Origin of the sequence: Flavobacterium cyanobacteriorum (assembly GCF_002251835.1) — a bacterium.
Classification (GTDB): domain Bacteria; phylum Bacteroidota; class Bacteroidia; order Flavobacteriales; family Flavobacteriaceae; genus Flavobacterium; species Flavobacterium cyanobacteriorum.
Genome location: NZ_NOXV01000256.1, coordinates 1 through 12867 on the forward strand (window position 1 = coordinate 1; position 12867 = coordinate 12867).

The 12867-nt window shown below is 42.8% G+C and carries 10 protein-coding genes; 3 read left to right on the forward strand and 7 right to left on the reverse strand.

Annotation, left to right across the window (positions count from 1 at the left end):
• Positions 1-180: 180 nt before the first annotated feature.
• Positions 181-1071: a lipoyl synthase gene (lipA, locus tag CHU92_RS08420; protein ID WP_094414545.1), complete on the forward strand. Its 891-nt coding sequence runs from the start codon at positions 181-183 to the stop codon at positions 1069-1071.
• Between the two features lie 63 nt (positions 1072-1134).
• Positions 1135-2151: a type I glyceraldehyde-3-phosphate dehydrogenase gene (gene gap, locus CHU92_RS08425; RefSeq protein WP_094414546.1), complete on the forward strand. Its 1017-nt coding sequence runs from the start codon at positions 1135-1137 to the stop codon at positions 2149-2151.
• Between the two features lie 287 nt (positions 2152-2438).
• On the opposite strand, the gene CHU92_RS08435 is transcribed toward gap, so the two are convergent.
• The 5 genes from CHU92_RS08435 to CHU92_RS08455 form a co-directional block, all read right to left on the reverse strand.
• On the reverse strand, positions 2439-3167 hold the full coding sequence (locus CHU92_RS08435) for a response regulator transcription factor (RefSeq protein ID WP_094414552.1): 729 nt from the start codon (positions 3165-3167) through the stop codon (positions 2439-2441).
• A gap of 4 nt (positions 3168-3171) precedes the next feature.
• Positions 3172-4701, reverse strand: coding sequence for a sensor histidine kinase (locus CHU92_RS08440; protein WP_094414555.1), 1530 nt, complete (start codon positions 4699-4701; stop codon positions 3172-3174).
• Positions 4702-4772: 71 nt separating this feature from the next.
• Positions 4773-5357 carry a dephospho-CoA kinase gene (coaE, locus tag CHU92_RS08445; protein WP_094414557.1) on the reverse strand — a complete coding sequence of 195 codons (585 nt, stop codon included), beginning with the start codon at positions 5355-5357 and terminating at the stop codon, positions 4773-4775.
• Positions 5354-6352, reverse strand: coding sequence for a glycosyltransferase (locus CHU92_RS08450; RefSeq protein ID WP_094414560.1), 999 nt, complete (start codon positions 6350-6352; stop codon positions 5354-5356). The genes coaE and CHU92_RS08450 overlap by 4 nt, the downstream gene beginning before the upstream one ends.
• Positions 6353-7912: 1560 nt before the next feature.
• A complete protein-coding gene (locus tag CHU92_RS08455) occupies positions 7913-9061 on the reverse strand; it encodes a M23 family metallopeptidase (protein WP_094414562.1) in 1149 nt (382 codons plus the stop codon).
• Between the two features lie 101 nt (positions 9062-9162).
• Between CHU92_RS08455 and CHU92_RS08460 the strand changes: the two genes are divergently transcribed.
• A complete protein-coding gene (locus tag CHU92_RS08460) occupies positions 9163-9744 on the forward strand; it encodes a YdeI/OmpD-associated family protein (RefSeq protein ID WP_094414564.1) in 582 nt (193 codons plus the stop codon).
• A gap of 6 nt (positions 9745-9750) precedes the next feature.
• Here the strand turns inward: CHU92_RS08460 and CHU92_RS08465 are convergent, their stop codons facing one another.
• Together CHU92_RS08465 and CHU92_RS08470 are read right to left on the reverse strand one after the other, a co-directional pair.
• Positions 9751-11613 carry a BamA/TamA family outer membrane protein gene (locus tag CHU92_RS08465; RefSeq protein WP_094414566.1) on the reverse strand — a complete coding sequence of 621 codons (1863 nt, stop codon included), beginning with the start codon at positions 11611-11613 and terminating at the stop codon, positions 9751-9753.
• Positions 11614-11756: 143 nt separating this feature from the next.
• A complete protein-coding gene (locus CHU92_RS08470; protein WP_094414568.1) occupies positions 11757-12815 on the reverse strand; it encodes a nucleoid-associated protein in 1059 nt (352 codons plus the stop codon).
• Positions 12816-12867 lie beyond the last annotated feature (52 nt).

The window sequence follows — 12867 nt, forward strand, 5'->3', positions numbered from 1 at the left end:
CAACCCTTTTTTATTTAACAAATAAGTTTAAACCACTTCAATTTAAAGTAAGGCTATTTTAATGAGATAGCCTTATTTTTTTGGCGACACATTGCAGATTTTATATAACAGGTTATAAGGTAATGATGGGTGTAGTAAAAAAATAAATATACCGTATCTTTGTACCCTAATGTTTTTACTATGGAAACTGTTTTAGACAGCGCGAGGCCGACAGCCTCCAATGGAATGCTGACACCGAAGCCTAAATGGCTGCGCGTAAAGCTTCCTACCGGACAAAAATATACCGAACTTCGCGGCCTTGTAGACAAGTACAAGCTGCATACAATATGTACCTCCGGCAGCTGCCCTAATATGGGCGAATGCTGGGGCGAGGGTACGGCAACCTTTATGATACTAGGAAACATTTGCACCCGCTCCTGCGGCTTTTGTGGGGTGAAAACCGGCAGGCCGGAAACAGTAGACTGGGATGAGCCTGAAAAAGTAGCACGCTCCATAAAAATCATGAATATAAAGCATGCTGTGATTACCAGTGTGGACCGCGATGACCTTAAAGACGGCGGCTCCATAATCTGGGCGGAGACTGTAAAAGCCATCCGAAGGATGAACCCTAATACCACGCTTGAAACGCTAATCCCGGATTTCCAGGGCATAGAGCGAAATATTGACCGTATTGTAGAAGTGGCTCCGGAAGTAGTGTCTCACAATATGGAAACTGTAAAAAGGCTAACCCGTGAAGTACGTATACAAGCAAAATACGAGCGCAGCCTGGAAGTATTGCGGTACCTGAAGGCCAGCGGCATAAACCGCACCAAGTCGGGGATTATGCTGGGCCTTGGGGAAACTGAAGAAGAAGTGATACAGGCCATGCATGACCTGCGCGCCGTAAACCTTGATGTACTGACTATTGGCCAGTACCTCCAGCCGAGCAAAAAGCACCTGCCGGTAAAAGAGTTTATTACCCCGGACCAGTTTAAAAAATATGAACAGATAGGCCTTGGCCTTGGGTTCCGCCATGTAGAAAGCGGGGCGCTGGTACGTTCTTCTTACAAGGCGCAGAAGCATATACTTTGATTCAGGTTTTAAAGTTTCAGGTAATTGGTTACTTTTCTATTTTACGTACTTTACGGCTGATACATGACCACAAAAACAAGAATTGCGATTAATGGCTTCGGGCGGATAGGGCGCAACCTTTTCCGGCTGCTGCTGGACCACCCAACAATTGAAGTGGCTGCCATAAATGACATTGCCGATGCCAAAACCATGGCGCACCTGCTGAAGTATGACAGCATTCACGGCATATTACAAAACGATGTATCGTACACTGATGATGGTTTACTTGTGGATGGTATCTATTTTGCTTTTTTAAGCTATAAAGATGTAGCGGATATTGACTGGAAAAAATATGGTGTGGATATTGTAATAGAAGCCACCGGAAGGATTAAAAACACCGAAGATGCCCAGAAACATATTTTATCTGGCGCAAAAAAAGTAATCCTTTCTGCCCCGCCTGAAGATGACCGTATAAAAACCATTGTACTGGGTGTTAACGACGATATACTGGACGGGACGGAAACGGTTATATCTAATGCCAGCTGTACTACTAATAACGCGGCGCCAATGATGAAAATCATTAATGAGCTTTGCGGCATAGGTCAGGCTTACATAACAACGGTGCACTCCTATACTACTGACCAGTCCCTGCATGACCAGCCTCACAAAGATCTCCGCAGGGCAAGGGCAGCATCACAATCAATTGTACCTACTACAACAGGAGCTGCCAAAGCGCTGACTAAAATATTTCCTGAGTTTGCGGGTAAAATAGGCGGCGGTGGCATACGGGTGCCTGTGCCAGACGGTTCGCTAACTGACATTACCTGCTATGTGAAACGTGAAGTTTCAATTGAGGAAATTAATGCCGCGTTTAAGTTTGCAGCTGAAGGCCCGCTCAAGGGAATACTGGCTTATACTGAGGATCCTATTGTGTCTGTGGATATTCTGGGAAACCGCCATTCCTGCTTATTTGACGCGCAACTGACTTCCGTGATTGATAAAATGGTAAAGGTGGTGGGCTGGTATGATAATGAAATTGGCTATTCTTCAAGGCTTATCGACCTGATTGAAAAACTTGGCTTTTCTGCAGAAAAGGGATAAATACAGTATATTTTGTTCCGGAAATAGGAAATAGTGTGGTGAATCCTACAGCCTGCAAAGCGTGCCAGGGCTCTGGTAATAGCCCCGGTGGGAGCGGCATCCTCCGCGCCGCCTGCTTTCGCGGCGGGGAGATACAGCGGACAACGGGACCGGAAGATTACAAAAATGCGCTTTGTATACTGCTCCTGATATTTTTTAAGGATAAACTTTTTTATACAAAAAATCCCTTGCCGGAAGCTGGCCCGCACAGGTTGCTTCCGGACAAAGGGAATTTGGTCATGGGGAGGCTATGCCTGGTTTTCTTCGGTTACTTTGTTTTTTATGACCAGCCTGAAACCTTCGCCATGGATGTTTAGTATTTCTACTTCTTCATCGGCTTTAAGGTACTTCCTGAGTTTGGCAATGTAAACGTCCATACTGCGGGATGTGAAGTAGTTGTCGTCCCTCCAAATTTTTGTAAGGGCAAGTTCCCTGGGCATGAGGTCATTTTCATGCAGGGCGAGCATCTTGAGCAATTCGTTTTCTTTGGGGGAGAGTTTTATAGGCTCGTCATTTTCAAATGTAAGGAAACGAAGTTTGGAATTAAGGTGGAATTTACCTATCTGGAACTCAAACCTGGAATTATCTGTTTTTGTTTCAGAGGCCTTACGCTGGATGATTGCTTTTATTTTCATGAGCAATACTTCCGAATCGAAAGGTTTGTTAAGGTAATCATCCGCACCTACCTTGTATCCTTTAAGTACGTCTTCTTTCATTGATTTTGCCGTGAGGAAGATGATGGGTATTTCTTTATTTTTTTCCCTGATTTCCCTGGCAAGTGTGTATCCGTCCTTGTAAGGCATCATTACGTCAAGAATACAAAGATCGAAATTATCTTTCTTGAATTTTTCAAAGCCTTCCATCCCATTTTTGGCTAATGTAACTTCAAAATCATTGATTAGCAGGTAATCTTTGAGTACCGCACCAAAGTTTGGGTCATCTTCTACTAACAGGATTTTTTTGTGTGTTTCTTCCATATTTTTAATTTATTAGTGGCATTTTTATTATAAATGTGCTTCCTTTTCCTTTTTCACTTTCTACGTAAATCTGGCAATTATGGTCATCGAGTATGCGCTTTACATAGGCAAGGCCCAGGCCATGGCCTTTTACATTGTGTATATCACCGGTGTGTTCCCTGTAAAATTTTTCGAATATCCTTTTCTGGGTATTCTTTGACATTCCCAGGCCCCTGTCTTTTATTTTTATCAGCATAAAATCTTTTATATTTTCGGTATAAATATCTATAACGGGCTCATCAGGCGAATATTTAATGGCATTGTCCAGAATGTTAACGAGTACATTGGTAAAATGGACATCATTAAGCAATCCTGTAGTACGCTCGGCATCTAAATGCCTTGTCAGCGAACCGTGCCTTGCTTCGATGATAAGATGGACATGTTCGACAGCATCTTCTATAATGGTGTTTGCATCAGTAGGTTCTTTTGTTATTTCCAGTTCTTTTTTGTCGAGCTTGGATATCTGAAGCACATTCTCTACCTGGGCATGCATGCGTTTATTTTCATCGCGGATCATTTGCAGGTAGCGTTGTACTTTTTCGCTGTCTTCAAATATTTTTGGGTTCTTTATAGCATCCAGTGCCAGATTAATGGTGGCGATAGGTGTTTTGAACTCATGTGTCATATTATTTATAAAATCAGTCTTTATTTCTGATATCTGCTTCTGCTTGATCAGCTGGTTAATGGCGCTGAGGTAAGCTATTATAATTATCAGCGTAAAAACGATTGACAGCGATGTAATACCCAATATAGATGAGAAAAGATACTGCTGCTTTTCGGGAAAGCTGACAAGAAGCCTGAACCTGGACTCCCTCTCTTCCGCAAGGAAAGATGATTCGTATGTAATTTTAGGATCCCACCTGAAATTATCTGATTTTATTTTGGTGGGCAGGCCCTGGTTATACACCGCAAATTCATACGGTATATTTACATCATTTTGCCGGAGTTCGGCATTGAGCATCTGGCTTAAGGTCTCTTTGGTAACCCTGTCTTCAATGGGCCTGAAATCCCTGTACTGCTTGAACAGGTTATCAAAATGGAGCCGCTTGGCATAGTCATAATCCCAAACACGGCGGGAGGTGCTGTCTTTCGTGCGCCCCAATGCCCTAACAGCTTTGCTGCCAATAATATCCTCAATCTTTTCTGCGCTGGCTTTTTCAAAGAACATGCTGCTGTAATCTTCCTGCTCAGGGCTGCTGCCATATATAACATCTTCAGCCCCCTGTACCCTACTCCTGTAGTACCTCAGCAGGTCTTCCTGATAGGGTTCCTGCCCTGTACTGTCCCGGTATTTATTATAAAGTTCATAGAATTCCCTCGCCTCCTGCTCCTGTAGCCTTACACTTACTTTGCCCAGGATGCGCTGCATGTGGTACCTGAACTGTTCGTCATTGTTTTTTAATGATGAATTAACCCAGTATAGCTGTACCAATATTATCCCTATCAATGACAGGCTCATAAAGAATACCAGTAAGCGGAACCTAGTTTTATTCATCCCTACAAATTTAACATTTTAACATTTATGATTTTGAAGTATTAACCAAATATTAACACTTTGCCTGAAAATTACATTTTTTGTAACTTTTCATATATATCCTTTACCTGCCGTAATGTATCCTTCAGTTCTACATTATTAATGATATAGTCGCTCAGCGGTATTTTTTTTTCATCAATCCACTGGTTTGCCATACGGCGGTGTACTTCGGCTTCTGTAACATGGTCCCGGGCCCTAACACGTGCCACCTTTAAGTCGTCGGGCGAAGTTACCAGTATAATCATGTCGCAGTCCCTGTAGCTGCCGGTTTCAAAAAGTATGGCTGCTTCCTTAATAACAAATTTTGCCTTGTTCTGCCTCACCCATTCTTTAAAATGAGCACTAACTTTAGGATGAATAATATTGTTCAAACGTGCCAGTTTTTCTGGATCTGTAAATACTATTTTTGCCAGTTTCTTCCTGTCGGGTAATCCCTCCGTAAAAACCCCATCACCAAATTCTGTTGCCAGCTCTTGTGCCGTTTCAGGAAGGTTTAATATTTTTTTAGCCTCATCATCGGCTATATATACCGGCACGCCAAGTGAACCAAACAAAGCTGCTACTGTACTTTTACCACTTCCTATCCCGCCCGTAAGGCCTATTATACTTGTTTTCATCTTTTAAAAAATAGTTCAGGAAAAGCCTTTTCGGGAGCCATCTTCAATACCTGTACTTTAATATATGACTGCAGGTACCCGATACCGTAACCATAAAACTGAATGGCAGCAGCTATAACTGAATATATCCCTATTAAAGGACTTCGGTTTTCCAGCCATGACATGCAGAATAGTAAAACCATATACAAAATATAAAGATAAAAAGGAAGCTTTATATTAATTAACAATATTATAAGAGCTGCGGCAAAACCAAGGATGAAAAGCGAAGGGAACAGGTATGTAATCTTTTTATACCCCGGATGCCATACATCGAGTATTGGCCTTGCTTTACCAAATTTGTTCACCTGCCGGTAAAATTTACGCCAGTCAATACGCCTCTTGTGGAATACATACGCATTTAGCAGCAATTTGGTTCTAAAACCAAGTTTCCAGAGCCGTATCGAGAGGTCCGGATCCTCGCCGGGGTGTATGTTGCCAAATCCTCCTGAAGCTTCAAATGCAGCGCGGGACAGGCCCATATTGAAGCTGCGGGGCTGGAACTTTTCTACTTTTTCTGATTTTCCCCTTATACCCCCCGTTGTGAATACGGATGTCATGGTGAAGTTAATGGCTTTTTGTATCGTAGTAAAAGAATAGTGGGCGGCATCAGGCCCACCAAAACAATCTACATAATCCCGTTCTAAAGCATCTGATACATTTGAAAGATAATCCCCAGGCAATATACAATCAGAATCCAATATAATAAAATAGTTGCCTTTTGCCATAGACATGCCAAAGTTCCTTGAATCACCCGGGCCGCTGTTTTCTTTAAAAAAATATGATATCGAAAGGACATGGCTATAACTATCAGTTATATGCCGGCACGGTACTGAGGAACCATCTTCAACAATAACAATTTCATAGGGCTGCGTATAAGTCTGTAGCGTCAGGCTCCGCAATAACTCCTCTATTTCATCAGGCCTGTTGAAAACCGGTATTATTAGGGAAAAATACATGTATGGTAATTTTTATAAACAAAGTTACACTTTATTCAAAAAGAGCCAAATAAAGCCAGATTTCAATTATGCGGCAAATGTTAAATATTGCAAATTATTCATTAAAAACATAAGAATTCACGTGTCAATAATATAAAATACATAAATATTAAATATTTGTTAAAATTTAAGCAATATTTATTTAATAATTATCTTTATATCAAACTAAATTATACATTATGTCAAAAATTACATTTTTTTCCCTGGCGGCATTGCTTATGTCGTACTCAGGTTTTGCACAGATAGGGATAGTGCAAAATTTTCCTACAGCGGGTATCCCTACAGGATGGACTGCTGATGTGGGTTCGGTTACAACCATACAATCGTGTGCTACTGCTTCATTTAGGGCTAATCTTTATGATGACGGTGAATTTGGTGTTACTGAAGGAGAGCTCGTTTCACCGCAACAAATATCTAATGGCGGTGACCTGGAAATTTCATTTGATTATAAAATTGTAGACTGGTCAGCCGCTACAGTAGCAACCGACCCATACGATGGCGCTATTACTACCCAGATTTCTCTTGACGGCGGGAACACCTGGACCATTGATGCCGGCATTGTAGATGGCAGTACACATACTGTAGGTAATACTTGCGTAACCGTTAACTATACAATTCCGGGATCATCTGTACCAGCAGGTTCAGAAGTAAGGATTAGGTGGTTTTTGCAGTATGGCGCTACAGGCGATTATTATGTTTATATTGATAATATTTCTGCTACACAGCCAAGTACAACTCCTCCGGCGTGTACTACATTATCAAGCCCCGCAGACGGAGCACAAAATATAACGTCATCTGTACTTACCTGGGCTGACCAGGGCGGGCTGCCAACAGGCTACCGCCTAACTGTTGGTACAACGCCTACAGGCACTGAAATACTCAACAATGTAGATGTTGGCAATGTTACAACTTACAACTTGGGCTCTCTGCTTTCGGGGACAACATACTATGTAACTATAAAACCATATAACGCTAACGGTGAAGCTACAGGATGTACTACATCGTCTTTCTCAACCTGTAACTCACTCACAGCTCCGCTACTGGAAGACTTTACAACAGCAACCCCGGAATGCTGGTCGAGAGGTACAGGGGGAGATATCGCTACGGGGCCGGCCAGTATAGTAGCAACAAATGCATGGTATAATGATGGATTTGCCAATGTGGGTACTACCGGGGCCCCAACAATCAATATCTGGCAGGATACAAGGAATGACTGGTTCATATCTCCGGCTATAAGCATACCTGCTACAGGTTATGAACTTAAATTTGATGCAGCTGCCAATCAGTATGGAAGTACTACTGCCGCACCTACAACCCCATGGGAAGCTGATGATTTTGTACAGGTGCTGGTACAGGTTGAAGGTACAGCAACATGGCAGCAAGTAGTGCTGTTTAACAGTAACAACCTTCCCCCTGCNTTTCCATCGGGGCTAATCCATAAAAGCAGTAATTCCCGGCCAGTTTCTCCAAAAAACCGGCAACGTCAAATACTATCCGGAAGTACTATAAAAAATAAATATTTTAATCAGGCTTTACCAGGCTTTTGTGCAAAAAAGCCTGGCGGTTTGCCGGTGTTCTTATATGAAGCCAGTCCTTATGCTGGCCCAGGAGCAGTACGCTTTCATCTGCCGCAACAGCGCCAATTACAGGCCTGTCAGTACCCGGGCCCTGCCTCAGGTTAGCCGTACCCTTTACCTGCAAGGTTACAGCCCTGAATGTTTTTGGAAAATGCTTTAGCGATACTATGGGCGCGGTATAAACATAGGGCAGCGGATCAACAGCGCCACCCATCCTATAGATACCAAAGTGCAGGTGCGCAGGCGTAAAACGGGCATTACCTGTGTTACCGACATAACCCAGGGTGTCTCCGGCCTTAACCCTGGCGCCAGCTTCAACAGCAAAACCATCAAGGTGGGCATAATAAAGTGATTTGCCAAAAAGCCCGTCACGAAGCCATACCTGCTTGCCTCCTATGCCACGCTCACCTGTGTAGCTTATGGTACCATCAATAATGGCTACGACAGGAGTCCCTTTTTTGGCAAAAATATCAATACCCTCATGCAGGCGTTTGCCCCCATCGCGCTCCATACCCCAAAAGCTGCCTATGGCGGCATTGCCTTTACCGGCTACAGGAAAGCCGTATACAGGCTTTTTGTTAAGACTTATAAAAAAGTCACTGCCAGCAGCTACTTCAGGCTGTATCACTATTTTAAATATGCCTTCAAATGCCGGGGCAAACTCAAGTGCCGTTTCACCCATATCGTTATCTTCACTATGGCGCCAGCCGTTTTCACTCAGTTCAAATACGTCTATGAATACACGGCTTAGGGTATCGGTAGTCACCCCGGCGGCAAGCTTTTCACCTTCCTTCAGCGTTACAACATAGCTATAGGCAGCATTATGCCCTGAGCTGAAAGTACCCCGCTCTCCATAAGGCAGGGTTATGGCCAGGCTGTCTTCAAGAGCCATTTTATAAGTGGCTTCCCACTGCTCCAGCATAATCTTGTTATCTTTCAGTTCACGCGCATAAAGTTCCCTTGCGGCAGGCCTGGAAATAACATCAGCCACCTTGTTAAAGCCTGTAGTAATGCCCGAGCAGCCCGGGCAGGCAATAGCAAAGAGCAGCAACCCTGCCGCCCCAAGCATGTAAATAAGATTTTTCCTTTTCATAAATCAGTTTCTCCGTAAATGATTATGCACGAATTGTGCCAGTATTTGTTAAAGCAGCTTAACCACAACAGGTTACTGGATTTTTTCATTATTTTTATTTTATGGAAAAGCCTTCCGCTACTAATTCTTTTTATGCAGCCGACCGGAAAAAATGGCGCCAATGGTTACAGCAAAACCATCAAAGCCGGGTGTCTGTATGGCTGCTTATTTATCATAAATCAGGCAGCAAGCCCAGTGTATACTATGACGAGGCCGTAGAGGAAGCCTTGTGCTTCGGTTGGATTGACAGTAAACCCGCTAAAAATGACGCGGAGAGCTACTACCTGTTCTTCTCCCGGCGGAACCCAAAAAGTAACTGGAGCAAGGCCAACCGGGAGCGCGTGGAGCGTTTAAGTGCAGGAGGCCTTATAATGCCGGCCGGGCAGGCAGTGATTGATATTGCGAAAAAAACAGGTACCTGGGATGCGCTTGTTGATGTTGAAAATGGTGTTATCCCCCCTGATATGCAGCAACTGTTTGATAAGAACAAAACAGCTTATGACAATTTTATGGCGTTTTCAGCGTCTTCAAAACGGATAATACTGGAGTGGATATTAAATGCCAAAAGGCCGGAAACACGGCAAAAACGTATTGAAGAAGCTGTTGCCCTTGCCGAAAAGAACCTGAAGGCTAACCATAAATAACACCCGTTAACGATAAGGCACTACAACAGGCTTACCCACCTGGAAGTCTGGCAGTGTAATATCGGTATTCTGGAACGTGTTGGTCCTGAACAGATTTTCACCTACATTAGGGATGCTCGGGTAAAACGCGATTGACAACTGGAAACTGTTGAAAACAAGGTAGTCATTATATATGAGCAGGCCGAGGCCTATCTTGCTGTAAATTTTGCTTTCATAAAGTTTTGTCTGCTCGTCGCCCAGTACACCAAAGGTAAAGTTAGCAAACGGGTTTAGCCTGAAGCCGAAAAAATTCCAGGGGGAGTAGCTTTGTGTTTGCAGTGTCAGTGTTGCTTTTTTTGTACCCAGCAGTGTTGGGCTGTCAAAACCCTGTATACCCGTATCGCCACTGAGATTTAGCTGGTCGGTAATAATAGGCAGCCTGTTGTCGCCAAAAACTAAAACAGGCTTTATAAACTGCCTGAAACGCCACTTACCGCAATTTAAAATATTGGTAAAATAAAGCGCTTCAAACCTCAGCACTGTCTGGTCAGTCCGGTTTTTATAGAAAAATGAACCCAGTTCCGCATTCGCGCTAAAGTAGCCCCAATTATAATAATTACCAAAAGCATAACGGCCGCCAAGGTAAATCCTGTTCTCATTGTTCTTCTGCTGTGTTCCGGCAGTTAAGGCATATATTTTTCCTACAGGTATGTCCTCAACAATGTCATAATTAAAGAGGAACTTATCCTGTACAAACCCCCTTGAGGTGAGACCTACACTGGCGATATAAAGTTTTTCATCCGAATAAAAATTTATAGAATCGTATTGTACCGAGGGTGATTCGGTGTATTGCCGGTTAAAAAAACGGGCTGTGGTTACAAGCCTTGTCGTACGTTCTTCTTCGGTATCACCTTTATATATTTTAAATGAATAGCCGGCCCAGTAATCCTGGGATTTAGATTTAAAATTTTGCAGTTCAAAGTTGCCCTGCGCATCCGGCAAAGAATCCTTAAGAAAACGCTCTTCAAGATAAACGCCTCCGGCCCACCTTGTCAGCGGGGAGAAGAATTCCCTGTCAAGTCCAAAGTTTTTAAGCGAATTATTGAATTCCCACAACTGGTAATTAACTGTTGCATTTATATACGTGTTCATGATATTGGGCACACGGTAAGTGGTAAGGTATTCTGTCTTTCCGGTATTGAACTGCTTGTCAAAATTATTACGCCACTCATGCCCCAGCCCGAAAAAGTTTCGTTCAGTAATGCGTATTGATGTTCCTGTAGCGGATGCTGAACCGTTGGGGATAAGGCTCCAGGAGTCGAGAACCCGTATGTACACGTCAACTGAATCTTTACTTTTTGTCGGCCTAGGCTGTATTACCACGCGCCTTACATAGCGCTGGCTCCGAATCAATCGTTCTGATTCTTTTACCAGCAGTGAGTCAAACGGCTTGTTGCGCTTAAAAAGGAGGAGGTTTTTTATGGTCAGCTGCTTGGTTTTAAGGTGAATCCGGTTGCCGAAATGCTCTACCCAGGTATCCGGCATCCTTGCAGTATCTGAAACGGAATAGCCAAAAGGGTCCAGCGTTTCTACATGTATGCGCCGCACTGTTTTGCCCTGGTATTTTGCAAAAGTATTCTGCATTTCCGGCGTACGCCTCTTTGTTTTTTTCCTCGCAGCTGACGGTTCTTCGTCAGTTACAGGCCTGAAAATGAGCTTATGCAGGAACCTGGTAAATTTTTTCCGTTTAGAATAATGTTCCAGTTTTTTATACATCTGGTCCCTTTTCACTTTCACGGTATCTTTTTGCTGTGCAGGGGCTACCTGTGCATCCACAGGGGCGGAAGCAAGCAGCAGCAACAGCAGTAACAGCTTAATTTTAGTGAACATTTACCGACCGGACGTTTTAATAAAACCTAAATATAGCCATAAATAACGCTTATACTGGTGATTTATGAAGTGTTTACCATACATTTAACAGCACAAAAGGGACAATATTGCCCCTTTTATATTGTAAATTAAAACATTAGCTTTTAGCTTTTTTGTTCTTTATTAAAGTAGACAAGGTAGTAATACATCTGTTTTTCCTCGTCCCAGCCTTTTTCAACAAATTTTTCTGCACTTTCAGGATTTATGAAATCAAGCTTTATCTGTATGTTGGTGTCCAGGTTAATCACATTTTTTATCTTCTTCCGGGCATCAGTTACGGCTGCATTGGCAATTGGGAAAGTAGTAACATCCTCAATGCTGTACTTAGGGGCTTTTTCTACTTTGTAATTTTTAAACTCCGGTATAAGGTCAGGATTATCAAGCACCTCGTTGAGGAACTTAGTTTCCTCAAACTCATCATTTTTGGCAAAATGGTTCACGGCGCGGTTCATAAAAAGCACTTCCTGTTTTTTATCCTCGGCCGGCAGCACTACTTCCTTGGCAAAGTCCTGGCAGAACTTAAGGTACTTTTTCGTCATGAAATTTTCATCCTGGAAGGCATCTACCGAAAGGAAATGCTCCAGCCAGTAGCGGGCATCGTACCTGTTGCTGTCAATAGTCAGTATCTTATAGCCATCTTCTTTTTTGTAGTTAAACACAAGGCAGCCCTTATCAAGTTTATTAAGGTTTATGCCCTGCTGCAGTATCATTTCAAGGTTGCTGCCCTTTTCCTCAAACTGTAGGAAGTCGGTTTTTATTTCGCTCTTGAAAATCCCAACGGCATCAACAACATTATTATCAATAGATAGGTTGGTAAAATATCCTACATATACTTCGCCGTTCTTAATATGCGGATGGTTTGACTGCTCAAAAAGGTGCTTAGTGATTTTTTTAGACACCTCATGAACCGCCGAAGGGTTACTAAAGATTTCCGTAACCATATTATACATATCATGGTATTCCAGGTGCACATCATGCGCAAACTGGAAATAATTTTCTTCCTTATCCCTGAATGGCTTAAAGAAATATTCTTTGAGCAGCGGCATTATCTCGTCATTAAGGCCATAAGGCTGCTCTGATAAAAATATAGCCTCATTGCGGCTTTTATTGCCTACCCTGTGTATGGAAAGGCTTTCGATGTGCGTGTTGAACAGGTTAATCATTTTTGTAAGGTACTTAAGTTTTGAGGAACTGAGCTTTAAGCTTAGTTCACTT